This window comes from Bradyrhizobium sp. 192, assembly GCF_023100965.1.
Classification (GTDB): Bacteria; Pseudomonadota; Alphaproteobacteria; order Rhizobiales; family Xanthobacteraceae; genus Bradyrhizobium; species Bradyrhizobium symbiodeficiens.
In genome coordinates, this window is record NZ_CP064690.1 from 2,487,593 (window position 1) to 2,511,836 (window position 24,244).

The 24,244-nt window shown below is 65.2% G+C and carries 25 protein-coding genes; 11 read left to right on the forward strand and 14 right to left on the reverse strand.

The window, feature by feature from the left end:
* Positions 1–936: 936 nt before the first annotated feature.
* The 8 genes from IVB24_RS11285 to IVB24_RS11320 all read right to left on the reverse strand — a co-directional run bounded on the left by IVB24_RS11285 (position 937) and on the right by IVB24_RS11320 (position 8,331).
* Positions 937–1,140: a hypothetical protein gene (locus IVB24_RS11285; RefSeq protein WP_094973661.1), complete on the reverse strand. Its 204-nt coding sequence runs from the start codon at positions 1,138–1,140 to the stop codon at positions 937–939.
* A 294-nt stretch (positions 1,141–1,434) separates the two neighbouring features.
* Positions 1,435–3,576, reverse strand: coding sequence for a flagellar biosynthesis protein FlhA (gene flhA, locus IVB24_RS11290; protein WP_247772875.1), 2,142 nt, complete (start codon positions 3,574–3,576; stop codon positions 1,435–1,437).
* 367 nt (positions 3,577–3,943) lie between these two features.
* Positions 3,944–4,246 (reverse strand): copper-binding protein, encoded by a 303-nt coding sequence (locus IVB24_RS11295; protein WP_166466976.1) that lies wholly within the window; start codon positions 4,244–4,246, stop codon positions 3,944–3,946.
* Positions 4,247–4,256: 10 nt separating this feature from the next.
* Positions 4,257–4,715, reverse strand: a complete 459-nt coding sequence (locus IVB24_RS11300) for a cupredoxin family protein (RefSeq protein WP_247774071.1) — start codon at positions 4,713–4,715, stop codon at positions 4,257–4,259.
* 32 nt (positions 4,716–4,747) lie between these two features.
* Positions 4,748–6,082 carry a copper oxidase gene (locus IVB24_RS11305; RefSeq protein WP_247772876.1) on the reverse strand — a complete coding sequence of 445 codons (1,335 nt, stop codon included), beginning with the start codon at positions 6,080–6,082 and terminating at the stop codon, positions 4,748–4,750.
* A 13-nt stretch (positions 6,083–6,095) separates the two neighbouring features.
* Complete coding sequence (locus IVB24_RS11310) at positions 6,096–7,520, reverse strand: TolC family protein (RefSeq protein ID WP_247772877.1); 1,425 nt, start codon at positions 7,518–7,520, stop codon at positions 6,096–6,098.
* A gap of 9 nt (positions 7,521–7,529) precedes the next feature.
* Positions 7,530–7,814: a hypothetical protein gene (locus IVB24_RS11315; protein WP_247772878.1), complete on the reverse strand. Its 285-nt coding sequence runs from the start codon at positions 7,812–7,814 to the stop codon at positions 7,530–7,532.
* Between the two features lie 73 nt (positions 7,815–7,887).
* On the reverse strand, positions 7,888–8,331 hold the full coding sequence (locus IVB24_RS11320; protein ID WP_247772879.1) for a hypothetical protein: 444 nt from the start codon (positions 8,329–8,331) through the stop codon (positions 7,888–7,890).
* Positions 8,332–8,481: 150 nt separating this feature from the next.
* Here IVB24_RS11320 and IVB24_RS11325 point away from each other — a divergent pair, with 150 nt between their 5' ends.
* Positions 8,482–9,747 (forward strand): MFS transporter, encoded by a 1,266-nt coding sequence (locus tag IVB24_RS11325; protein WP_140483195.1) that lies wholly within the window; start codon positions 8,482–8,484, stop codon positions 9,745–9,747.
* Here IVB24_RS11325 and IVB24_RS11330 read toward each other — a convergent pair.
* Positions 9,744–10,148 carry a DUF4864 domain-containing protein gene (locus IVB24_RS11330; RefSeq protein WP_247772880.1) on the reverse strand — a complete coding sequence of 135 codons (405 nt, stop codon included), beginning with the start codon at positions 10,146–10,148 and terminating at the stop codon, positions 9,744–9,746. The genes IVB24_RS11325 and IVB24_RS11330 overlap by 4 nt on opposite strands.
* A 163-nt stretch (positions 10,149–10,311) precedes the next feature.
* On the opposite strand from IVB24_RS11330, the gene IVB24_RS11335 reads away from it, so the two are divergent.
* Positions 10,312–11,263 (forward strand): IS630 family transposase gene (locus IVB24_RS11335; RefSeq protein WP_247768038.1). Its coding sequence is split into 2 segments (ribosomal slippage): positions 10,312–10,652 and positions 10,651–11,263, totalling 954 coding nucleotides; the frame shifts between segments, so codons are not numbered across the junction.
* 12 nt (positions 11,264–11,275) lie between these two features.
* On the opposite strand, the gene IVB24_RS11340 is transcribed toward IVB24_RS11335, so the two are convergent.
* Complete coding sequence (locus tag IVB24_RS11340) at positions 11,276–11,692, reverse strand: cupin domain-containing protein (RefSeq protein WP_247772881.1); 417 nt, start codon at positions 11,690–11,692, stop codon at positions 11,276–11,278.
* A 108-nt stretch (positions 11,693–11,800) separates the two neighbouring features.
* Between IVB24_RS11340 and IVB24_RS11345 the strand changes: the two genes are divergently transcribed.
* Positions 11,801–12,691: a LysR family transcriptional regulator gene (locus IVB24_RS11345; protein ID WP_247772882.1), complete on the forward strand. Its 891-nt coding sequence runs from the start codon at positions 11,801–11,803 to the stop codon at positions 12,689–12,691.
* Positions 12,692–12,693: 2 nt separating this feature from the next.
* On the opposite strand, the gene IVB24_RS11350 is transcribed toward IVB24_RS11345, so the two are convergent.
* Positions 12,694–13,335: a TetR/AcrR family transcriptional regulator gene (locus tag IVB24_RS11350; RefSeq protein WP_247774072.1), complete on the reverse strand. Its 642-nt coding sequence runs from the start codon at positions 13,333–13,335 to the stop codon at positions 12,694–12,696.
* 247 nt (positions 13,336–13,582) lie between these two features.
* Between IVB24_RS11350 and IVB24_RS11355 the strand changes: the two genes are divergently transcribed.
* The 3 genes from IVB24_RS11355 to IVB24_RS11365 are packed head-to-tail and all read left to right on the forward strand — an operon-like array spanning position 13,583 to position 17,386.
* Complete coding sequence (locus IVB24_RS11355) at positions 13,583–14,080, forward strand: 2Fe-2S iron-sulfur cluster-binding protein (protein ID WP_247772883.1); 498 nt, start codon at positions 13,583–13,585, stop codon at positions 14,078–14,080.
* Positions 14,077–15,132, forward strand: a complete 1,056-nt coding sequence (locus IVB24_RS11360) for a xanthine dehydrogenase family protein subunit M (protein ID WP_247772884.1) — start codon at positions 14,077–14,079, stop codon at positions 15,130–15,132. Before IVB24_RS11355 ends, IVB24_RS11360 begins: the two co-directional genes overlap by 4 nt.
* Complete coding sequence (locus tag IVB24_RS11365) at positions 15,125–17,386, forward strand: xanthine dehydrogenase family protein molybdopterin-binding subunit (protein ID WP_247772885.1); 2,262 nt, start codon at positions 15,125–15,127, stop codon at positions 17,384–17,386. The genes IVB24_RS11360 and IVB24_RS11365 overlap by 8 nt, the downstream gene beginning before the upstream one ends.
* A gap of 41 nt (positions 17,387–17,427) precedes the next feature.
* On the opposite strand, the gene IVB24_RS11370 is transcribed toward IVB24_RS11365, so the two are convergent.
* Positions 17,428–17,580, reverse strand: coding sequence for a hypothetical protein (locus IVB24_RS11370; RefSeq protein ID WP_162848624.1), 153 nt, complete (start codon positions 17,578–17,580; stop codon positions 17,428–17,430).
* Positions 17,581–17,770: 190 nt separating this feature from the next.
* Positions 17,771–18,319, reverse strand: coding sequence for a cupin domain-containing protein (locus IVB24_RS11375; protein ID WP_094973674.1), 549 nt, complete (start codon positions 18,317–18,319; stop codon positions 17,771–17,773).
* A 148-nt stretch (positions 18,320–18,467) separates the two neighbouring features.
* Between IVB24_RS11375 and IVB24_RS11380 the strand changes: the two genes are divergently transcribed.
* Positions 18,468–19,796 carry an aspartate aminotransferase family protein gene (locus IVB24_RS11380; protein ID WP_162308383.1) on the forward strand — a complete coding sequence of 443 codons (1,329 nt, stop codon included), beginning with the start codon at positions 18,468–18,470 and terminating at the stop codon, positions 19,794–19,796.
* Between the two features lie 70 nt (positions 19,797–19,866).
* Positions 19,867–21,132, forward strand: a complete 1,266-nt coding sequence (locus IVB24_RS11385) for a D-amino acid dehydrogenase (RefSeq protein ID WP_247772886.1) — start codon at positions 19,867–19,869, stop codon at positions 21,130–21,132.
* A 98-nt stretch (positions 21,133–21,230) separates the two neighbouring features.
* Here IVB24_RS11385 and IVB24_RS11390 read toward each other — a convergent pair whose 3' ends face one another.
* Entirely contained in the window at positions 21,231–21,869 is a 639-nt protein-coding gene (locus IVB24_RS11390; RefSeq protein ID WP_247772887.1) for an XRE family transcriptional regulator, read from the reverse strand.
* A gap of 181 nt (positions 21,870–22,050) precedes the next feature.
* Between IVB24_RS11390 and IVB24_RS11395 the strand changes: the two genes are divergently transcribed.
* Genes IVB24_RS11395 through IVB24_RS11405 form a run of 3 tightly spaced genes read left to right on the forward strand, consistent with a single transcriptional unit; the run spans position 22,051 to position 24,242 of the window.
* Complete coding sequence (locus IVB24_RS11395; protein WP_247772888.1) at positions 22,051–22,815, forward strand: ABC transporter substrate-binding protein; 765 nt, start codon at positions 22,051–22,053, stop codon at positions 22,813–22,815.
* Positions 22,816–22,860: 45 nt separating this feature from the next.
* Positions 22,861–23,514 carry an amino acid ABC transporter permease gene (locus tag IVB24_RS11400; RefSeq protein WP_094895200.1) on the forward strand — a complete coding sequence of 218 codons (654 nt, stop codon included), beginning with the start codon at positions 22,861–22,863 and terminating at the stop codon, positions 23,512–23,514.
* The gene (locus tag IVB24_RS11405; protein WP_094973679.1) at positions 23,511–24,242 is read left to right on the forward strand and encodes an amino acid ABC transporter ATP-binding protein; all 732 of its coding nucleotides are present in this window, start codon (positions 23,511–23,513) and stop codon (positions 24,240–24,242) included. Before IVB24_RS11400 ends, IVB24_RS11405 begins: the two co-directional genes overlap by 4 nt.
* The last annotated feature ends 2 nt before the right edge of the window (positions 24,243–24,244 follow it).

The following is a 24,244-nucleotide window of genomic DNA, read 5'->3' on the forward strand; positions in this document are numbered from 1 at the left end:
CGGTGCGCTGCAGAGCCCGGGGCTCACGCATCAACGAGTGCCGTGGCTTCCTGGGTCCCGCTCTGCGCAGCAGCGCTTGCCCGCTGCAGCGCGTCCGGGACACAGGGAAGACAGTAATGGGCTTGATGAATTTGAACTGGATGACGAACTCGGGCTCGGAACCCGGACCCTCAGATCCGCCTAGGAAACGGCTTCGGCTCGGGACGCAAGAGGCGTTCCCGCGCTGCTTCCAACTCCTGCTCTGCCTTCCATAAATCGATCAACGGACGGATGATCTGCCACTGTCGCTCTGTCATTGCTGGCTCCTCCTTTGGTCTGATGGGCCGAGTGCAACTGGGGGACACTCCAAGCAAAAACTCAAGCTTCACGGCGATCCTCGCCGATCTTGGAATCGATGGATTCGCCTATCGCAGTGCTCGGCGAGACTAGAATCGAGGTTTCTGGATGATGACCAACTCCGCGCCTGGCGCGCGTTGTCGCTGCGGGCAACCGAATAGTCAGGCGAACGAAGATTGAAGCCGCGGACGACGTTCAACGAGGTCACATTTGAAATTGGGCTCTCCAAGTCTCGTGCCCCGGGCGCAGCGGCATCCCCCCCGGCGATGCGAAGCATCGTCCGGTGCAGTGCACCGCAGAACCGGGTCGACGCGTCAGCATGCCGTCGGGCTTCCTTGGTCCCGGCTCTGCGCATCAACGCTGAAGTCGCGTTGCAGCGCGTCCGGGACACGAGAGAGGGGCGCGGCACGCCACATACTGCGCCATTGCGAGCCTGAGGTGTGTGCAACTCAAATGAATCGCAACCCCAGACATGAGAAAGCGCCCGTGGGGGGCGGGCGCTTTCTGTAGTCGACTTGGGGTTGGGGTCGTCTACATATCCACGTGGCGACTTTGGGGGGCTGATAAAGAGCCGCGTGAATTCAAAAAACTCATGTCTCCTTAGCGAACGAGCGAAGTGTCCGCGCTGGTGATGGTGACCGGCTTGCCGGCCTTCATGACGCGGGCGGTCTGGGTGAGGCCTTCATCCGAACTCGTCGTGCGCGCGGTGATGCCAAGGCCCGCAACCGCGATGCCGGCAACGAGGGCCACGACCACGATCTTCAGGTGGGTCGAGCGATCTGCGCTGTAAATCGAGTGGTTCATGGAAGGCTCCTGCCGCCATCTACCCGAAGTAGTCGCTACCCTGTTCGGGCAGGTTCATGCTTCCGGTGCCCAACAACCTAGTATTGGGCGGATTCGTTCCCAAGAGGCTGTCACAAGAGCGTGATAGAACGTGAAAGGTCGCGATCAAAAGCGGCCCCTCATCGTGCATTTTTACAATTATTTCAAAGCGATAATGTGCGCGTCAGGGGTCTTATGAGGCGTTGTTCCACAAGGCGCCCGGAACTCAGAAACCATTTGCCTGTGGCCGAAAAACACACGGCTTCTTAAGGCAAATCAGATGCTTCCGACCGTTTTCAACCTCGCCCTGGGGTGGATCTCGGCCTGCGACAGCACCGTCGTCTGGGCCCGGAACCGCTCCACCAGGGAGCGGACGAAGGGACGAATTGCCGCAGAGGTGACCAGCACCGGCGCCTCGCCTTCGCGGGCGGCACGCTCGAACGCCTCGCGCACGCCGGTCATGAACTCCGACAGTTTCGAGGGCTGCATCGCAAGGCTGCGCTCCTCGCCCTGGCCGATGATGGATTCGGCAAAGGCCTGCTCCCACCGCGCCGACAGCGCGATCAGCGGCAGATAGCCGGCATAGGAGGTGTTCTGCGCGCAGATCTGCCGCGCCAGGCGGGCGCGGACGTGCTCGACCATGGTGGCGGGATTGCGCGAGAAGGCGAGCGAGTCCGCGATGCCTTCGAGGATCGTCGAGAGATCGCGGATCGAGATGCGCTCGGCGAGCAGCAGCTGCAACACGCGCTGGATGCCGGAGACCGTGACCTGCCCGGGCACGATGTCCTTGACCAGCTCGCTCTGCTCCTTCGGCAGCTCCTTGAGCAGCTTCTGCACCTCGCCATAGGACAACAGGTCCGACATGTTGGCCTTGAGCAACTCGGTGAGGTGGGTCGAGAGCACGGTAGCGGCGTCGACGACGGTGTAGCCCTTGAGCGAGGCCTCCTCCTTAAGGCTGGCGTCGACCCAGGTCGCGGGCAGGCCGAAGGTCGGCTCGGTGGTGTGGATGCCGGGCACCTGCACCTGGCTCCCGCCGGGGTCCATCACCATGAACTGGTTCGGCCAGATCTTGCCGGTGCCGGCGTCGACCTCCTTGATCTTGATGATGTAGGTGTTGGCCTCGAGCTGGACGTTGTCGAGGATGCGCACCGCCGGCATCACGAAGCCCATCTCGATCGCGAGCGAGCGGCGCAGCGCCTTGATCTGCTCGGTGAGGCGATCGGTGCCGTCGGGGCCGTTGACCAGCGGCAGCAGGGCGTAGCCGAGCTCGACCTTGAGGTCGTCGATCTTGAGCGCCGCGGAGATCGGCTCCTCGGTCGCGGCGGAGCCCGGCGCACCCGGCATTCCCGCAGCGGGCGCGGTCTTCGCGACTTCGACGGCCCTGGCGGTCGCCCGGTTGCGGTTGCGCGCGTTCCAGGCCAACGCGCCGGCGCCGACGCCGAGCCCCAGGAAGGGGAGCGTCGGGATGCCCGGCAGCGCCGCCAGCACCAGCATGACCGCCGCGGACATCGCGAGGGCCTGCGGATAGCCCGAGAACTGCTTCATCAGCGCCTTGTCGGCGGCGCCGGAGACGCCAGCCTTGGAGACGAGCAGGCCGGCCGCGGTCGAGACGATCAGCGCCGGCACCTGGGTGACGAGGCCGTCACCGACCGTCAGCAGCGTATAGCTGCGCCCGGCGTCGGCGAAGGACATGCCCTGCTGCGCGACGCCGATGATCATGCCGCCGACGACGTTGATGAAGACGATCAAAAGGCCCGCGATGGCATCGCCGCGGACGAACTTCGAGGCACCGTCCATGGCGCCGAAGAAGCCGCTCTCGTCCTCCAGCTCCTTGCGGCGATGCTTGGCGACCGCCTCGTCGATCAGGCCGGCGGAGAGGTCGGCGTCGATCGCCATCTGCTTGCCGGGCATGGCATCGAGGTGGAAGCGCGCGGCGACTTCGGCGATACGACCCGAACCCTTGGTGATGACGACGAAGTTGACGATGATCAGGATGGCGAAGACGATGATGCCGATGACGAAATTGCCGCCCATCACGAAGTTGCCGAAGGCTTCGATGACGTGACCGGCGGCCGCCGTGCCCTCGTGCCCGTGCGACAGGATCAGCCGGGTCGAGGCCATGTTGAGCGACAGGCGCAGCATGGTCGAGATCAGCAGGACGGTCGGGAAGGCGGAGAATTCGAGCGGCGCCTGGATGAACAGCGAGGTCATCAGGATCAGGATCGAGAGCGTGATCGAGATCGCGAGGAACAGGTCCAGCACGATCGCGGGCAGCGGCAGGATCAGCACCACCAGGATGGTGAGGACGCCGAGCGCCAGCGCGATATCGCCGCGCTTGAGGATGGCCACGACCTCGGCAAGGGTCGGGAAGCCGGCGTTCGTGCTGCCTACGCCCTGTCCCGCGGTGACGTCGACCATGGTAGCTGCTCCCCCGCGCGACTGCCGTCCGCGCGCCCCAATTGTCTGCGCGGCGGCCGAAGGGCCGCCGTTCCGAAAGTGAGGCACCGCACTGGCGTCCACGGGGTTCCTCCCGTTTTACGCGGCTGACGACACTCGACTTCACCCGGCAATTCTTGCCGGGTGTATGGTTAGCAAAGGGTTAACGCGGGGGTGGAAGAGCGGCGGACCGGGGCGTTTCGGGGCTCTCAGGCCGTCATTCCGGGGCGCCCGAAGGGCGAACCCGGAATCAATCGGGCGGCAGCAGAGTTGGAGAGATGGATTCTCAGATGCGCAATTGCGCATCATAGCTCGCGCCAAGAGGCGCGCCCCGGCATGACAGGGGAGGCTATTTCGCCTTGTCGATCCTGGTCACCGTATAGCCCGAAGCCGCCTCCTCGGCCTCGAAGGTCACCTTGTCGCCGACCTTCACCTGCTTGAGCATCGCGGGGTCCTTGACGCGGTAGACCATGGTCATGGGGTCCTCCATGCCGAGGCTCCTGGCCGGCCCGTGCTTGAGTGTGATCTTGCCGGCGCCTTCGTCGATTTTCTTGACCTCGCCGCTGATCGCGGCAGCCCCGGCCGCCGGCGCTTCAGTCGCAATGCTCAACGTCAGCGCCAGCGCAGCGATGATACGGATGATGCGGTTCATGGGAGGCTCCTTATCGTGACGTCACGGTGACGTGGCCGACCATGCCGTAGTCGCGATGGTCGGGAATGAGGCAGGAAAATTCGAACGTGCCGGGCTTGCTGAACTTCCAGAGAATCTCGGCCGTCTTGTTCGGGGCGAGCCTGACACCATTGGGATCGTCATGCTCCATGTGCGGATGCTTCTTCATCTCCACCGCATGCGCGAGATTCTCCTTCGGCGTGGCGAGCAGGAATTCATGGTCTTCCTTGCCGACGTTGCGGAGCACGAAGCGGATCTGTTCGCCGCGCTTGACCTCGATCCTGGCCGGTGCGTAGTCCATCTCGTTCAGCAGGATCTCGATGGTGCGCGCCGGCTTGTTGGGGTCGCCGGGCTCGCCGGCCGAAAAGGTCGCGTGCCCGTGCTTGTCGTGCGCGAGGGCGGGCACGATCGATAGCGCAGCCAGCGCGAGGCCGAGCCTGATGGTCTTCATCGTCATCTCCGGTTGGTGTTTCATCGAAACGCTCACATCTTCATCTTGTGCGTCGGCTTGCCCGGCTGCTGCCGCGCCGGCTCCGCGGCCGGAGGCGTGACCTCGTAGGCGACGGTGCCTTTCGGGAATTGATAGGGGCCGGGATCGCGATAATCGTCGCGCGCGAGGTCCTCGCGGATCTTCATCACCGTGAACATGCCGCCCATCTCGATCGGTCCGAACTGGCCGGTGCCGGTCATCATCGGCAGCGTGTTGTCGGGCGCGGGCATCTCCATGTTGCCCATCGCCATGCCGGTCGAGCCCATTGCCATCGCATCGGGCGCGAGCTTGCCGACGGCCTTGGCGAGATCCTTGCGCGACACGCCGATCAGGTTGCGCACCGCATGCCCCATCGCGTTCATGGTGTGATGGGATTTGTGGCAGTGGAACGCCCAGTCGCCGGGATTGTCGGCGAGCACGTCGAAGACGCGCACTGCGCCCACGGGCACATCGGTCGTCGTCTCCGGATATTGCGCGCTCTCCGGAATCCAGCCGCCGTCGGTGCAGGTCACCGCGAAGCTGTGGCCGTGCAGATGGATCGGATGGTTGGTCATGCTGAGATTGCCGATGCGCACGCGCACTCTGTCGCCGAGGCGCACCGGCAAAGGATCGATGCCGGGGAACACCCGCGCATTCCAGGTCCACATGTTGAAGTCGGTCATCTCGTTGACCTGCGGCAGGTAAGTGCCGGGATCGACGCGATAGGTGCTCATCACGAAGACGAATTCGCGATCGACCGGCCGGAAGTTCGGATCGCGCGGATGCACGACGACCATGCCCATCATGCCCATCGCCATCTGCACCATCTCGTCGGAATGCGGGTGGTACATGAAGGTGCCGCTCTTCCTCATCTCGAACTCGTAGACGAAGGTCTTGCCCGGCTGGATGTGCGGCTGCGTCAGCCCGCCGACACCGTCCATGCCGCTCGGGATGATCATGCCGTGCCAGTGCACGGTGGTGTATTCGGGCAGTCGGTTGGTGACGAAGATGCGGACCTTGTCGCCCTCGACCGCCTCGATCGTCGGGCCCGGCGACTGGCCGTTGTAGCCCCACAGATTCACCTTCATGCCCTCGGCGAATTCGCGCACCACGGGCTCGGCGACGAGATGGAATTCCTTCCAGTCGCCGTTCATGCGGAATGGCAGCGACCAGCCGTTCAGGGTGACCACGGGGCGATAGTCCGGTCCGCTGACGGGATGCAGCGGCGGCTGCATCACCACCTTGTCCATATGCGGGGCTTCCGGGATAGATGCCGCCTGCACGCGGCCCTGGACCGCGGATGCGCCGACGAGCGCGGCGGTGCCTAAAAATCCTCTGCGGGAAAACATTGCGGTCTCCATGTCAGTGGCCGGCATCGGCAGGCGCTGCCGCGGCGATGGTGGTGGAATTGTCGCCGCCAGGCGTCAGCGCGGCGCCGCCGTTGACGGCGGTCTGCAGGTCGGACTGGGCGAGGAAGAATCGCTGCCGCGCGTCGATCGCGCCGCGCAGCGAGGCCAGCCGCTGCCGCGCCTCGGTGAGCAGCGCGAAGATGTCGACCTGCATGCTGGAGAAGCGGAGTTGCATCTCCTCGGTGATGATCTTGCGCAAGGGGATGATCTCGCGCTGATAGTGGCTGGCGATGTCGTAAGCCGAGCGATAGACACGATAAGCATCGCGCGCCTCCGAGCGAACGTTCACGGCGCGCTCGGTCAAGCGGTTGAAGGCGAGGTTGTAGGTCTCGGCGGCCTGCCGCACCCGCACTTCGCCGCCGTCGAAGATCGGGATCTGGAACTGGACGTCGAAGCCGCGCTCGCGGAAAGGCGCGCCTTCCGGGTCCTGCGTGCGGCGCGAGATGCCGGCAAGGTCGAGCAGCGTCACGAAGCGCGTCGCCTCGGTGAGGTTCAGCGACTTCGCCAGCGCATTCAGCTCCAGCCGGGCGATCTGCAGATCGATGCGATGGGCCACCGCATCGGCCTCGATCGAGGGCAGGGCCTGCGGCCGGCGCGGCAGCGGCGGCAATTGATTGGGCAGGCGGAAGCCGAGGCCGCCGTCCCACAATCCCATCAGGCGTGCGAGCCGTTCGCGCGCACTCGCCGCCATCTGCCTTGCGGTGGCGAGGTCGGCGGTCGTCTCGGCGTAAAACACCTGTTCGCGGGCCTGGTCGAGCTTGTTGAGCGAGCCGGTCTCGCCGAGCTTGACGGCGAGCTGTGCGGTCGATTCCGCCGTTGCCTTCGCATCCGTCAGCAGCGCCACCATCTCGTTGCCGGCGACAGCGCGCCAGTAGGCACGGCGGACGTCGGCGGCGAGCCGCAGCGTCGCCAGCGCCGCGCGTAACTGGGCCTGGCGAAAACGCTCGCGGGCAATGTCGGAGCGGAACGGCAGGGTGGCGAGCGCGAGGATGTCGCCGACCACCTGGCGCTCGATCTCGCTGGCGCCGTTGCCCGAGATCCGCGAGATCGAGAACACCGGGTTGGGCGGCAGGCTCTGCTCGACCAGATCGGTCTCGGCCAGCGCCAGCTCGTTATAGGCGGCCTGCAATCCCTTGTTGTTGAGCAGTGCGATCTGCACGGCGGTCTCTACGCTCAACGTGCGCGAGAGCAGTTGGCGGACACGTTCATCGACTGCGCCCGCCCCATCGGCCGTTCGCACGAATGCCACGTCCTTGTTGATGCTCTGGCTCGTCAGTTCGGAGACCGCACTCATGCCGCTGTCGGGCGAAAACGTGGCGCAGCCGGAGACGCTGACCGCGGTGAGGACGAGGAGACCTCGCGCAAAATGGTGTGCCATGGCGCGCTCCTACCGGTCTTGCTTCGGCTGCGGCGTGACGGCGTCGTTGCGGTCGCGCCATGGCGCCGGCGTTGCGGGCCGCAGGCTGGTGTAGGGCGCGATGGTCGACCGATAGCCGAGAGGGGCGACCTTTGCCGAGGGATCGGCGGGATCGGCGCCGGCGACTTGCGTCGTTGCCGGCATGCAGCCAGCGAGCGCCAGCGCGATCACGGCCAGCAGAAGCCAGTCAAATCGAAAATGTCGTCCACCCACCGCGGACGCGGCGGCGGACTTCGCCCCGAAAAACGCAAGCATGATTCATCCCTGATCTGGACACCACAGGTTCGCGCGCGCAAAAGCGCGCTCGGCCCGAAATCGTCGTGTCAGATCAGGCGATGGGGGGACGGTAATGCAGGGGCGGCGCCGTGCTGTGCAGGCTGGCCACGATTTCTGCCGCACAGGCGGAGACGGGCGCGGCCGGCTTGGCGACGGTGGGAAGATCGGCCGGCAGCGCGCTCACGCACATCATGGCGCAGCACGGCCTGGCTGTGCCCTTGCCGCCATGATGATGCGAAGCGGGCGCGTCCTGCGCGGCGGCCTGGTGATGCGCGTGTGCCCCCGCATGATCGTGCGAGACGCCGTCGTGCATGTGTCCGCCCGGCATCTGGTGATGGACCGGCACGAGGTCGGCCAGCAAGGTCTCATCGAGACACGGCGCAGGGCCACTGCCCCAAGCGAGGCTTGCCGCCGGCGCGAGCACGCAGAACAGGTAGGCGAGGGCAATGATCCGCCCCACCTTGATCCGCATCGCTCGTGTCAGTTGCAGCAACATTCCGCCAGCATGTATTCCGCGCGGCAATTTGCACACGCGGATTGCAAACTAACGGCAAATCGTGCATTCGCCAAGCTGCTTCTTACCGCAGTGCACCGCGCATGCCCAATATCACGCCACGATGCTTGACCCCTTGAGCATCCGCGGGCCATGGTCCGGCCCGTGCACGCGCCAAATCACTCAGAACAAACGCCTGAAACATTCAGCCCTGATTCCCGTCAGGCCTGGATACGGCTCGTGCTTGCGCTGCTGATCGGCTCGATCGGCGGCGTCGGCATGTGGGCGATCGTGGTGATGATTCCCGCGGTGCAGACCGAATTCTCCGCCACCCGCGGCGCGGTCTCGCTGGCCTTTACCCTCATGATGTTCGGCTTCGGGCTCGGCGGCGTGATCGCCGGCAAGATCACCGACCGCTTCGGCATCGTGCCGGCGATGGCGATCAGCATCGCCTTCCTCGGCGTCGCCAATGTGCTCGCGGGGCTGTCGACCCAGCTCTGGCAGTTCGTGGCGGCGTATTTCCTGATCGGGCTTGGGACGTCCGCGACCTTCGCGCCGCTGATGGCGGAGGCCTCGCACTGGTTCGAGCGCTATCGCGGCCTTGCCGTGACCATCGTCGCCAGCGGTAATTATTTCGCCGGCACGATGTGGCCCCCGATCGTGAACTGGGGCATGCAGGAGGTCGGCTGGCGCCACACCCATATCGGCATCGGCCTCGTCTGCGTCGTCCTGATGACGATCCTGGTGCTGGTGCTGCGCGCGCAGATAGGCCACGACAAGGTTCACGACCACGCCAATGCGCCGCCGCCGCGCGTCGATCTCAAGCTCTCGACCAACACTCTGACGGTGCTGCTCTCGATCGCCGCCATTTCCTGCTGCGTCGCCATGGCGATGCCGCAGGTGCATATCGTCGCCTATTGCGGCGATCTCGGCTACGGCGTGGCGCGCGGTGCCGAGATGCTGTCGCTGATGATGGCCTGCGGCATCGTCAGCCGCATCGGCTCGGGCTTCCTCGCCGACAAGATCGGCGGCATCCGCACCCTGCTGATCGGGGCGCTGGCGCAGGGCTTTGCGCTTGTGTTCTATCTGTTCTTCGACAGCCTCGCCTCGCTCTATCTCATCTCCGCGATGTTCGGCCTGTTCCAGGGCGGCATCGTGCCGAGCTACGCCATCATCGTGCGCGAGGCGATGCCGGCGCGGGAAGCCGCAACGCGCGTCGGCATCGTGATCTTCGCCTCCGTGTTCGGCATGTCGTTCGGCGGCTGGGTGTCGGGCGTCATCTTCGATGCCACCGGCTCGTATGCCGCAGCGTTCGCGAACGGCGTGGCGTGGAATGCCGTCAACATCAGCATCGTCCTGACGCTGTTGATCCGCTCGCGGATGAGTGCGACGAAAGCCGGGCCGGGCTTTGCGACCTAAACCGCCTGTCCCGCCTTCAGCAGCGTGCAGCCGGTGATCTTGTAACTGCCGTCCGGCTGTTGCTCGAGCGTATACAGCGCTTCCCAGGCCTCGCCATTGGCGTCGATGATGTGGACGCGCTGCGCGATCGAGCTGCCCTCGATCTTGCTCTCGCCGAACTCGAAACTCTTGTGGCGGTAGACCGGCGCGTAACCGCTCTGCACCATGGACATGAAGATGTCGGGTGCGGGGAAGATCTCCCTGATCGCCGGTGCGGCATGGGAATAGGCGGCGCTCGCATCGTCGCGGACGAAGGCCTGCTCCTGGGCGCGGATGACGCCCTGTGCCGCCGCGACATCGTTGGCTGCGCGTGCGGAGGCGCCACCCAGCAGCGCAAATATCAGGACAAGGAGCACACGCATGGCAAAACCTCGCTTGGGTCGTCCCGGTCCAGCAAGGATATCGCCATGCGGATGTTCGGGCAAACGGCCTAGAGCATTTTCCAACCTGTCGGAATCGGTAGGGGATTCCCTTGGGAGGCAAATCGTGATTCACCCTGAGGGCTGGTGATGGAGGCCAGCCCCCATGGCTAAACCGCTGTCGCCGGACCTTCGCATTCGTATTATTCGGGCTGTGGAAGATGAAGGCATGAGCCGTCGGGGCGCCGCTGTTCGGTTCGGCGTGGCGCCCTCGACAGCGATCGAACTGGTTGGCGAGTGGCGAAGGACCGGCGCCTGTGAGGCGGGAACGCAGGGCGGAGACCGGCGTTCAGCTCGGATCGAGGGTCACGCTGCGGAGATCCTCTCCCTGGTCAAGGTTACGCCTGACATGACGCTGGCCGAGATCGCTGACCATCTCTTCAAAGTCCACGGCGAGCGTTTCGTGCCGAGCGTGATCTGGCGATTCTTCGATCGTCGCAACATCACGTTCAAAAAAAACATCGCACGCCAGCGAGCAGGATCGGCCGGACGTGGCCGCTGAACGCGCAGCGTGGAAGGCGTCTCAGCCTGAGATCGGCATCCATCGGTTGGTGTTCATCGACGAGACGGGGGCTTCGACCAAAATGGCGCGGCGCTACGGCCGTTCGCCGTACGGCCAGCGCTGCGTCGCCGCGATCCCGCATGGTCATTGGAAGACGACGACCTTCGTCGGCGCGCTTAGAGCGACCGGTATGACCGCGCCGATGGTCCTCGACGGCCCCATGGATGGTCCGGCGTTCGAGGCTTACGTGACGCAAGTCCTGGTACCGACACTCAAGCCCGGCGACATCGTGGTGATGGACAATCTCGCAGCACACAAGCGGACCGAGATCGCCATCGCAATCGACGCGGCGGGCGCTCAGCTCCTCTATCTCCCGCCTTATTCGCCCGACCTCAATCCGATCGAAATGGCCTTCGCAAAGCTCAAAGCCGCCCTGCGAAAGGCCGCCGCCAGATCAATCCAGGCTTTGGACAATGCTATCGCCCTCACCACAGCCGCCTTCACCGCCCAAGAGTGCCTGAACTTCTTCGCCGCGGCAGGTTATGATCGCGCCTGATCAGAATCTGCTCTAGTGTGACAGCGGGTCGAGGAAGGGCGTGTCGACCGCGCTGACATAGAAAATCACGACCCTGGTCTCCCCGGTTGTCCGATTGTAGCCGGTCATCGCCACGTTCGGCGGTTCCACCAATGCCTCGCCGGCCTTGACCGTCAGCGGCGGCTTGCCTTCGAGTTCGAGTGTGAAGGCGCCTTCCAGCACGTAGACGGTCACCGGAAAGCGGTGGGTATGATAGACCGTCTTGTCGCCCGGCTTGAACGACGCGGTCATCACCCGCACGGACTGCTTCTCGTCCTTCGGCAAGCCTTCAACCACTTGTTGAAGCACCAGATTCGGTTTGGCGACACCCTGTGTCCCATGGTCCTGCGCGGTGGCAGCGGCCGACCATCCCAGAACGATTACGGCGCCGAGAGCGAAATGGGGGCGCATTTAAAATCTCCATTGAAAAGTTGCTGAAGGCATCAGCCTAGGTGCCGTCGTTCAGGCCCGGCAGCCGCAACATTGCGGCCGGCGGCCGCAGAAGTGCATAATCGCTCCATGTTCGACTGGAACGACCTCAAATTTTTCCTGGCGGTCGCGCGGCACGGCAGCACCATTGCCGCCGGCAAGGCGCTCGGCCTCAGCCAGTCGACCGTGCACCGGCGGCTCGAGGAGCTGGAGCGGAGGCTCGGCCGCGCGCTGGTGACGCGTCAGCCGAGCGGCTATCGTCTCACCGAGTTCGGTCACATCATGCTGCCCTATGCCGAGCGGGTCGAAACCACCATCGACGACTTCCGCCGTCGGACGGCTGACGCGGAGCAAGACATGAAGGGCGTGATCCGCGTCACCTGTCCCGAGCCGGTCGTGGCCCGGCTCATCCAATCCGGGCTCATCGGTGACTTTCACACGCTGCATCCTTCGTTGCGGGTCGAATTCGTAATGAGCGACGGCTATCTCGACCTGTCGAAGGGCGAGGTCGACATCGCTTTTCGCTCGGGCGATACCGACGACGAGCTGGTCGGGCGCAAGATCGCCGAGTCGATCTGGGCGGTTCACGCCAGCCGTGACTATCTTGACCGGCACGGCAGCCCGGATCGTGTCGAGGACCTCACGCCTCATTTGCTGGTCGGGCTGGATGAATCCCTTGCCAAGCATCGCGCGGTCAAATGGCTGAAGGAGGTCGCGCCCAATGCCCAGATGGCTGCGCGCGTCAACAGCGTGCTTGGCCTCGTTTCCGCGATCAAGTCCGGCGTCGGCGTCGGTCCGCTTCCCGTCGCGCTCGGCGATGCCGAAGCCGATCTCGTGCGCGTCCTTGGCCCGATTCCGGAATTGACGCGAAGCTGGCGCATCCTGACGCATCCCGATCTCAGGCGTGTGCCGCGGATCGCCGCTTTCTTCGACTTCATCGTGCATCACCGCGAGGCACTGAGGCCGATCCTGACAGGGTGACGCTATCGCTTCAGCTTTGCAGCCGGTTTGGCGGGCTTGGCGGCAGCGCGTACCCTGGCTTTCATGACAGGCTGCATCCGCAAGCCGTCCACGAACACGTCGAGCATGCGCAGCACCGAGGATTGCCAGCCGGGCTGATCGTGCATGTAGCACATGCCGATCAGGGCCCTGAGCAGGTCTTCCGGGCTGACATCGGCCCGCATCTGGCCGGCCTCCACCGCGCGCGCGAGCAGCGAGCCGATCGCCTTGGTCAGTCGGTCCATCGAGAACGCCGCGAGCTCCGACGAGCTCTGATAAGTCAGCGCCAGCGCGGCCGACATGCCTTTTTTCGTAGCAACGAATTCGACCGCGGAGCGCAGCCAGCGGCGGAGCGCGTCGACCGGGTCCTGGGCGCTTCGCAGATGCTCGGCAAGCTCGCTGAGCTGCTCGACCTCGCGCCGGTACACCGCCTCGAATAGATCCTCGCGTGTGGGGAAATGCCGATAGAGTGTGCCGATGCCGACCCCGGCGCGTTTTGCCACCGCCTCCAGGCTGGCCTCCGGGCCGCCCGCGTTGAACACGGTTTTCGCGGCCTCGAGCACACGCTCGCGATTGCGCACGGCGTCGGCGCGGGGCTTCCGGGTCTGGTCGGCGTGGTCGTCCATGCGAGCAATGTAGATCACGAATTGGTTAGATTGAACCCTTGTTGAACCCTGCCGGACTGCATCGCGTTGGTGGCGCACGGGCTTTTGACGAATTCCAAATATTTCTCGGCGGCCCTTGTTAAGCGGAGGGTGCCTCCGTATCTTCGACTGGATGTTGGCCGGCTTCTGCCTGGCCAGCATATCGACGGCGGCCACGGCGGTGGCGCGCTGCGCGATCACTCATGTCCAAATCTGATCGGAGCCTTGTATGAACCACTCCATCAGCCTCACCGTGAACGGTGCGCGGCGCGACTTCGTCCTCGACGATCCGCGCGTCACGCTGCTCGATCTCTTGCGTGAGCGCCTTCATCTCACCGGAACCAAGAAGGGATGCGATCGCGGCCAATGCGGCGCCTGCACCATCCTGGTCGACGGCAAGCGCATCAACTCCTGCCTCGCGCTCGCGATCAGTCATGACGGCGCCGACATCCTCACCATCGAGGGTGTCGCGCGCGGCGACCAGTTGCACCCGGTGCAGGCCGCCTTCATCGCCCATGACGGATTTCAGTGCGGCTTCTGTACGCCCGGCCAGGTCATGAGCGCGATCGGCATGATTCAGGAGGCGCAGGCCGGCAACGATCCCGAGCGCATCCGCGAATGCATGAGCGGCAATCTGTGCCGCTGCGGCGCCTATGCCGGCATCGTCGATGCCGTGCTCGAGGCGCAAGGACAGATGGACGAAACCAACCAGAGGCGCTCGGCATGAAACGGTTCGATTATGTCAGGCCCGCCACCGTCACTGAAGCGGTTGCTGCAGCGGCCCAGCCGGGCGCCGTCTATCTCGCCGCCGGCACCAATCTGCTCGATCTGATGAAGGGCAATATCAGCCGTCCGGATCGTCTGGTCGACGTCACGCATATCGAGGGACTTGACGCGATCGAGCGCCTCGCCGACGGGTCGTTGCGCATCGGCGCGCTCGTCAGCAATGCCGATCTCGCGCATGATGCGGACTTCGCAAGGTCCTATCCCGCCGTCGCCGAAGCCCTTCTCTCCGGGGCATCCGCGCAGTTGCGCAATGCCGCGACTGTCGGCGGCAATCTCCTGCAACGGACGCGCTGTGCGTATTTCTACGACACCGCCAGCCGCTGCAACAAGCGCAAGGCCGGCAGCGGCTGCGACGCCCGCGGCGGCGAGAACCGCACGCACGCCGTGCTCGGCTGGAGCGAGAGCTGCATTGCCACCCATCCCTCCGATTTCTGCGTCCCGCTGGTCGCGCTCGGTGCCGTCGTCGAGATCGAGGGCCGGGGTGGCCGGCGCGAGATCGCGCTCGACGAGCTGCATCGCCTGCCCGGCGATACGCCCGAGCGGGAGTCCGCGCTCGAGCCCGGCGATCTCATCGTCGCGGTTCGCCTGCCGAAGGCCGCGCGTGAATTTGCCTCGCATGCGCGCTACCTCAAGGTTCGCGAGCGCACCTCCTACGCCTTCGCGATGGTCTCGGCCGCTGCTGCGTTGCGGATCGAGAACGGCAGGATCGCGGAAGCACGGCTTGCGCTCGGCGGCGTCGCCGCAAAGCCTTGGCGTGCCCGCGCTGCGGAGGACGTGCTCAAGGGCGTCGCGCCCACGGCCGATGCCTTCCAGGAAGCCGCCTGGCGTGCGCTCACCGACGCAAAGCCGTCCGGCGACAACGCCTTCAAGATCGAGCTCGCACGCCGCATCGTCGTGCGCGCGCTGACCCTCGCTGCCGCCGGCACGCCCGCGCGCCTGCCCGCACTGCCGGCCTCTCCCTTTGCCTCGACATCAGGAGCCATCCATGCCTGAGCTCAACCTGACCAGCGCGCCCGCCCATTTGCGGCACGGCTCGAACATCGGCCAGCCGCTGACCCGCCGTGACGGCGTCCTCAAGGTCACGGGGCAGGCGACCTATGCCGCCGACAATCATCCGCCCGGCATGCTGTTCGCCGTGATCGCCGTGGCCGGCATCGCGCATGGCCGCGTGACCTCGCTCGATGTCGCCGCCGCAAAACGCCATCCCGGCGTCGTCGATGTCATGACACCGGACCACAAGCCGCAGCTTGCGATCGACCCGGAGATCAAGACCAATCCGTTCGTGTTCCGGATGGAGGTGCTGCAGAGCAACGAGGTGCGCTACGCCAATCAGCCGATCGCGGTCGTGATCGCCGAGACGCTTGAAGCTGCGACGGAAGGTGCGGTGCTGCTGGCGCCGCGTTACGAGACGCTGCCCGCGCTGGTCGGCCTCGATGCCGGCGAGGGTTATGTGCCACCGGTCGTCGGCGTCGGCAACCCCACCGAAAATCACCGCGGCGATGTCGAGGCGGGCCTTGCCTCGGCCGAAAAGCAGATCGACGCGACCTACGAGACGCCGCCGCAATATCACAACGCCATGGAGCCGCATGCGATCGTGGCTCACTGGGATGGCGACAATCTGCAGATCGACATGCCGACCCAGGGCCTGATGCTGTCGCTGGCGCGCGTCGCCGAGCTGTTCGGCATCGCCCACGACAAGATTCACATCCGCAGCCCCTTCCTCGGCGGTGGCTTCGGCTCCAAGGGATTGATGGCGGGGCCGCCGGTGCTCGGCATCATGGCGGCCAAGCTGGTCGGCAAGCCGGTCAAGCTGGTGCTGCGCCGCGAGCAGATGTATGGCCCGGTCGGCCATCGCGCGCCGACGCGCCAGCGCCTGCGCATCGGCGCCGACGGAGAGGGACGTCTGACCGCGCTCGATCACCATGCGCGGACCGTGTCGAGCACGTTCGACGATTTCTACGAGCCCGCGGCCGATGCCTCGCACACGCTCTATGCGGCGCCCGCGATCCGCACCTCCCACGATGCCGTACGCGTCAACACCGGCACGCCGCTGTTCATGCGCGCACCGGGCGAGGCGACCGGCTCGATCGCGTTGGAGAGCGCGATCGACGAGATGGCCTGGGCCTGCGGCATCGATCCGCTCGCCTTTCGCCTGAAGAACTACGCCGAAATCGAGCCGATCACGGGGAAGCCGTTCTCGTCGAAGGCGCTGCGAGCCTGTTACGACCAGGGCGCGGCGCGCTTCGGCTGGACGAAGCGTCCGTTGCAGCCGCGGCAGATGCGCGACGATGCCGGACTGCTGGTGGGCTGGGGCATGGGCACGGCGACCTTCCCGGCGCTGATGTTCCAGGCCGAAGCGCGCGCGGCGATCCGCCGCGACGGCTCGGGCGTGATGGAGATCGGTGCACACGACATGGGGCAGGGTGCCTGGACGGCACTGGCCCAGATCGCCGCCGACGCCGTCGGCCTCGATATCGACCGCGTCGCGTTCAAGGCCGGTACGTCCGATTTGCCCGATGCCGGCATTGCCGGCGGCTCGGCGCACACGGCAACCGCGGGTGCGGCGATCCACAGCGCCGGCGCGGCCGTGATCGCGAAGCTCGCCGATCTCGCCACCGGCGACGAGCGATCACCGCTGTTCGGCGCCGGCAATACCGGCGTGATTGCGCGCGACGGCCGGTTGATCCGGCGCGACGACGAGAGCCGCGGCGAGAGCTACGCCGAGATCCTCGCGCGAGCCGGCGTCGCCGAAGTCGAGGCGCGCGGTACCGGCGCGCCGAACCCTGCGGCGATGCAGGAATATGCGATGCATGCCCATGGCGCGGTGTTTGCGGAGGTGAAGGTCGATCCCGAGCTCGGCCAGGTCCGTGTCAGCCGCATGGTCGGGGCCTTTGCGGCCGGGCGGATCGTCAACCCGCGCATGGTGCAAAGCCAGCTCTTCGGCGGCATGATCTGGGGCCTATCCTTTGCGCTGCACGAGGAGGCCGTCACCGACAAGCGTAGCGGGCGGATCATGAACGCCGATCTCGGCGAGTACCATGTCCCCGTGAATGCCGATGTGCCGCCGCTCGACGTCATCACCGTCGAGGAGCACGACCCGCACGTCAACGCGCTCGGCATCAAGGGCGTCGGCGAGATCGGCATCACCGGCAGTGCCGGTGCGGTCGCGAACGCGGTCTGGCATGCGACCGGCGTGCGGGTGCGCAAATTTCCGATCCGGATCGAGGAGTTGCTGACGCAGCGTTGAGGCGGCAGGCGGGCGAGGCCTGCTCGCTCCGCGGCGGCCGATCAGTTCATCATCCTGCGGAGAGTCTTGATCTGCTCTCTCTGCGCTTCGATGTATTTCGCGATGGCCTTGCGCAGCTCGCGCGAATGGAGCTTGTCGGTGTCGCGCTGGACTTCGTCGAGCGCGGCTTCCGCATTGGCGAGTGTGGTCTTCATGCGCGAGCCCTGTTACGAAGCGGCCCCGGAGTGCCTAGGAGCCCGGGGCCATAACCTCAGCACCTCTAAGCCAGGCTGCTCGGCTACGGTTCGTAATATATAGAGGTCCGGCGCGCAGAAATTGAGATGGCTCAACCACCGTAAGATACCGGTGGCCGCCCGTAACTTTCCGGATGTGACTGATCGTGCTTCAGAACGTTGGCGGCGTGCAGGCCGAAATCACCTCGCAGGGCTTGCCGCCGACGCAGCGGAAGCGGTGTGGGCGGCGGCTCTCGAAATAATAGGCGTCGCCGGGATTGAGGATGCGCCGCTCGTCCTCGACGGTGACTTCGAGCTTGCCCGAGATCACGATGCCGCCTTCCTCGCCGTCATGGACGAGGTGGACGCGCCCGGTGTCGCTGCCGGGCTCGTAGCACTCCTTCAGGATCTGCAGGCTGCGGCCGAACAGATTGTCGCCGACCTGGCGATACGAGATCGGCTTCTTGCCGACTTCGGTCAGCTCCTCGGCGCGATAGAAGATCTTGCGCCGCGACTCCGGCTCCAGCGCGAAGAACTCGGCGAGCCCCATTGGGATGCCGTCGAGGATGCGCTTGAGGGCGCCGACCGACGGGTTCATCTGGTTGGATTCGATCAGCGAGATCGTCGAATTGGTGACCCCGGCGCGCTTGGCGAGCTCGCGCTGCGACAGCTTGTGGTGCGCCCGGATGAATCGCAGCCGTCCACCGATGTCGACGCTCATACCCCTGGTCCCTGTTGCAGGTGTTGCGGATCGCGCAAATATGGACCGGCAGCCCCAGTAAAATCAATGGCTTGCAGGTTGCGAGAAAAGGACTTGTTGCGGTTCTGAAGCCGTGCCTCTGCTATCCAGTCAGCAAAGGAGCGCGGCCGTGACCCTTCATCAGATTCCGAACACTATCAAGACCGACTCGTTCTGGATGCCGTTCACGGCCAACCGGCAGTTCAAGAAGGCGCCGCGGCTGTTCTCGTCGGCCGAGGGCATGCACTACACCACCGTCGACGGCCGCAAGGTGATCGACGGCTCCGCCGGCCTGTGGTGCGTCAATGCCGGCCATGGCCGCAAGCAGATCGCCGCCGCGGTCGAGCGCCAGCTCATGACGCTGGACTTCGCGCCGTCTTTCCAGATGGGCCATCCGCTGGCGTTCGACTTCGCCGAGCGGCTCGCCGAGATCGCGCCGAAGGGCCTCGACCGCATCTTCTTCACCAATTCCGGCTCCGAGTCGGTCGACACCGCGCTGAAGATCGCGCTCGCCTATCACCGTGCCAACGGCCAGGCGAGCCGCACCCGTCTGATCGGCCGCGAGCGCGGCTATCACGGCGTCGGCTTCGGCGGCACCTCGGTCGGCGGGATGGTCGCCAATCGCCGCGCCTTCACGACCCTGCTGCCAGGCGTCGACCATATTCGCCACACTCACGATCTCACCCGCAACGCCTTCGCCAAGGACCAGCCCGAGCATGGCGCCGAGCTCGCCGACGATCTCGAGCGTCTGGTGGCCCTGCACGGTGCCGAGACCATCGCCGCCGTCATCGTCGAGCCGGTGCCGGGTTCGACCGCGGTGCTGCCGCCGCCGAAGGGCTATCTGCAGCGCCTGCGCGAGATCTGCGACAAGCACGGCATTCTGCTGATCTTCGACGAGGTCATCACCGGCTTCGGACGTCTCGGCACGCCGTTCGCCGCCAATTTCTTTGGCGTCACGCCTGATATGATGACGACCGCCAAGGGCATCACCAACGGCACCATTCCCTGCGGCGCGGTGTTTGCGCATCGCAAGGTGCATGACGCCATGATGATCGGCCCGGAAAACGTCATGGAGCTGTTCCACGGCTACACCTATTCGGCGCATCCCACCGCCTGCGCCGCCGGTATCGCGACGCTCGACATCTACAAGGACGAGGGCCTGCTGACGCGCGGTGCCTCGATTGCCGAATATTGGCGCGATGCGCTGCATTCGCTGAAAGGCCTGCCCAACGTCATCGACATCCGCAATTGCGGGCTGATGGGCGCGGTCGAGCTCTCGCCGCGCGACGGCGCGGTCGGTGCGCGTGGCTACGACGTCATGGTCGACTGCTTCAATCGCGGGCTCTACTTCCGCATGAGCGGCGACTCGTTCGCGCTGTCGCCGCCCCTCATCGTCGAGAAGAGCCACATCGACGATATCGTCTCGATCCTGGGTGACGCCATCAAGCGGGTGGCCTGATAATTGCTCTCGCCGTTGCGAGTTGTTTCCTTGCAGCGGCGAGCGTGATGCCGCGGGAGTTTGACCAAGCGTGAAAGTTCTGATCCTCGGCAGCGGTGTCATCGGTGTCACCTCTGCCTACTACCTTGCGCGTGCCGGCCATGAGGTGACGGTCGTCGACCGCCAGCCCGAGCCGGCACTGGAGACGTCTTTTGCCAATGCCGGCGAAGTCTCGCCCGGCTATTCCTCTCCCTGGGCCGGGCCCGGCGTGCCGGTGAAGGCGGTGAAGTGGCTCCTGATGAAGCACGGCCCGCTGGTGATCCGGCCGAAGCTCGATCCCGTGATGTGGGTCTGGCTGCTCAAGATGCTGCGCAACTGCACCAGCGCGCGTTATGCGGTCAACAAGAGCCGGATGATCCCGATCGCGGAATACAGTCGCGATTCCCTGCGCGACCTGCGCCGTGACATCGGCATTCAGTATGACGAGCGCTCGCAAGGCACGCTGCAGCTGTTCCGTTACCAGGCGCAGCTCGACGGCACGGCTGAGGACATCGCCGTGCTCAAGCAATATGGAGTGCCCTACGAGACGTTGAGCCGCGAAGGCTGCATCGCGGTCGAGCCTGCGCTCGCAGGCGTGAAGGAAAAATTCGTCGGCGGGCTCCGCCTGCCGCAGGACGAGACCGGCGACTGCCACATGTTCACGCAGGCGCTGGCCAAGCATGCCGAGGCGCTAGGCGTCCGCTTCATGTTCAACACCGGCATCGATCGCATCGTCACCGAGGGCGCGCGCGTCAGCGGTGTCGCGACCAGTGCCGGGATGTTGCAGGCCGACGTTTACGTGCTCGCGCTCGGCAGCTATTCGTCGCAGATGGCCGCGCCGCTCGGCGTTTCGCTGCCGGTCTATCCAGTGAAGGGCTATTCGATTACGGTGCCGATCAAGGACGCCTCCGGCGCGCCGGAATCCACCGTGATGGACGAGAGCTACAAGGTCGCGATCACCCGTCTCGGCGATCGCATCCGCGTCGGCGGTACCGCCGAAATCTCGGGCTTCTCGACCAGGCTCTATGATGCGCGCCGCGCCACGCTGGATCATTCGCTGACCGACCTGTTTCCGCGCGGCGGCGATCTCTCCAAGGCGACGTTCTGGAGCGGCCTGCGTCCGATGACGCCGGACGGCCCGCCCGTGATCGGTCCGACACCATACGCCAATCTCCACCTCAACACCGGCCACGGCACGCTCGGCTGGACTATGTCCTGCGGCTCGGCGCGCGTGCTCGCCGACATGCTGTCGGGCAAGAAGCCGGACATCGACGTCAGCGCGCTGACGGTGGACCGGTACAATCACCGATTCGGGTGATTGATGCTGTCATTCCGCGGCGATGCGAAGCATCGAACCCGGAATCTCGAGATTCCGGGTTCGCCTCTTCGACGCCCCCCGGAATGACGGCAACAGAGCTACCCCGCCCCCGTCACGCAATTCACCCACAGCACCACGGCCTTCGCGTCCTCGGCCGGATTTGAAAACCGGTGCGGCCTTCGGCTCGCAAAGCGAAAGCTGTCGCCGGTCTTCAGCGACCACGTCTCGCTGTCCACTGTCAGCAGCATCTCGCCTTCGAGCACGAGGCCGGCTTCCTCGCCGTCATGGGTGTAGAGCTCGTCGCCGGTGGAGCCGCCGGGCTCCAGATGCACCAGGAACAGATTGAGCTTGTTGTCGGCGTTGGCCGGGCTCAGCAATTGCTTCGACACGCCGGTGCGCCAGAGCTTCAGCTCGGGCCGCTGCAGCCCGCGCGTCACCACCTGGTCGGAGGTGCCGTCGGCGCTCGGGCTCGCGCCGAACAATGCGGCGATGCCGACGCCGAGCACGTCGGCGAGCGTCGCCAGCACGCGAAGCGACGGCGACGACAGGCCGCGCTCGATCTGGCTGAGGAAACCGATCGATAGTGAGGTGCGCGCCGCGACTGTCTCCAGCGAAAATTTCCTGACACGCCTGAGATCGCGGATGCGGCGGCCGACGGCGACGTCCATTGCCGGCTCCGCCGGCTTCGCGCCAGCCTTGTTCTTCTTCACCGCTTTCGCGGCGGCCGGTTTGCGCATTCTCTTGCCACCGCTCACGTCAAACCGCTTCCTTCATGTGCATGAAAACCACTTGCATCACCCACGAAAGTGTGACCAAATTTTCATATTGGTGAAAATAGGCCGAAACGGCTCGGCCCGCAACGTCTGCGATGACGACATTTGCGGGGCGCCGCATCGGCCGGACCCAAAGGGGAATGCGATGGCGTTGAAGCGTTTTGGTCTGGCCGCGGTCGCGGCGCTCGCAATTGCAGCCGTGGCGCCGGCCTCGGCGCAACAGGTGCTGAAGGTCGGCTCGACGCCGACGGGCATTCCCTTCACCTTCCTCGACACCAAGACCAACACCATCCAGGGCATCATGGTCGATCTCGTCACGGAAGTGGGCAAGGATGCCGGCTTCAACGTGCAGATCGAGCCGATGCAGTTCTCGGCGCTGATCCCGTCGCTGACGTCGAGCAAGATCGACATCATCGCGGCCGCGATGTTCATCACGGCGCCGCGCAAGGAGGTCGTCGACTTCTCCGATCCGATCTACACCTACGGCGAGGGCCTGGTGGTTCCGAAGGCCGACACCAAGGCCTATGCCACGCAGGACGATCTGAAGGGCGAGACGGTCGGCGCGCAGGTCGGCACCGCCTTCGTCGATGCGCTGAAGAAGTCCGGGCTGTTCGCCGACGTCAAGGCCTACGATACCATCCCCGACATCCTGCGCGACGTGAACACCGGCCGCCTCAAGGCCGGCTACGCCGACTATCCGATCCTCGCCTACAATCTGAAGCAGGGCGGCTTCCCCGAGGTTCGTCTCGTCGACGGCTACAAGCCCGTCACCGTCGGCTCGGTCGGCATCGGCGTGCGCAAGGGCGAGGCCGCGCTACTCGGCAAGATCAACGCGTCGCTGGCGAAGCTCAAGGCCAACGGCACCATCGACAAGATCCTCGGCAAATGGGGCCTGAAGGCTCAGGGCTGATCGGAAGCGCCGGATCGATGAAGGCTCTTTAGTGAAGGCTTGCCGATGAAAGGCTTCTGGCACGACGCCGTCGAGTTCTTTCCGATCCTGATGAGCGGCGTCGTGCTGACGATCGTCGTCACCATCGGCTCGCTGCTGCTATCGACGGTGCTCGGCCTGATCTGGGCGATGATGCGGGTCTCCGGCATCAAGGCGTTGTCGCTGCTCAGCGCCAGCCTGATCAACGTGATCCGCGGCATCCCGATCATCGTGCTGTTGTTCTACCTCTACTTCGTGATGCCCGATCTCGGCGTCACGCTGTCGGCGCTGCAAGCCGCGATCCTCGGGCTCGGCATCGCCTATTCGGCCTATCAGGCCGAGAATTTCCGCGCCGGCATCGAGGCGATCGACAAGGGCCAGATCGAGGCGGCGCAGTCGATCGGCATGGGCTGGTGGCTGACCATGCGCCGCGTGGTGTTGCCGCAAGCCGTGCGGATCGTGCTACCGCCCTACGGCAACGTCATGATCATGATGCTGAAGGATTCCTCGCAGGCCTCGACCATCACGGTCGCCGAGCTCGCGCTTCAAGGCAAGCTGATCGCGTCCTCGACCTTCAAGAACACCAACGTGTTCACGATGGTGGCGCTGATGTATCTCACCATGAGCATCCCGCTGATCCTGCTGGTTCGTCATTTCGAGAAGCGGGCCGGCAAGAAATGATCGAGCTCAACGACGTCCACAAGAGCTTTGGCGCGAACGAGGTGCTCAAGGGCATCACGGCGTCCGTACAGAAGGGCGAGGTGGTCTGCGTCATCGGCCCTTCTGGCTCGGGCAAGTCGACGATCCTGCGCTGCATCAACGGGCTCGAAAGCTACGACCGCGGCGAGATCAGCGTCGAAGGTCTGAAGGTCGATCGCGATGCGCCATCGATCGTGAAGGTTCGCACCCAGGTCTCGATGGTGTTCCAGCGCTTCAACCTGTTTCCGCACCGCACGGCGCTCGAAAACGTCATCGAGGGGCCGCTCTACGTCAAGAAGGAATCCCGCGCGCAGGCGCTCGAGCGCGGCCGCGCGCTGCTTGCGCAGGTGGGGCTCGCGGAAAAGGCCGACGCGCATCCGCCCCAGCTCTCCGGCGGGCAGCAGCAGCGCGTCGCGATCGCGCGAGCGCTCGCGATGCAGCCCAAGGCGATCCTGTTTGACGAGCCGACCTCGGCGCTCGACCCTGAACTGGTCGGCGACGTGCTCGGTGTGATGCGCAAGCTCGCCGACGACGGCATGACCATGGTGGTCGTCACCCACGAGATGGGCTTTGCCCGCGACGTTGCCGACCGTGTGCTGTTCATCGACGGCGGAATCATCGTCGAGCAGGGGCCGGCCAAGGCGCTGCTCAACCAACCCCAGCATCCGCGCACGCAGGATTTCTTGCGGCGCGTGCTGCATCCGCTCTGACC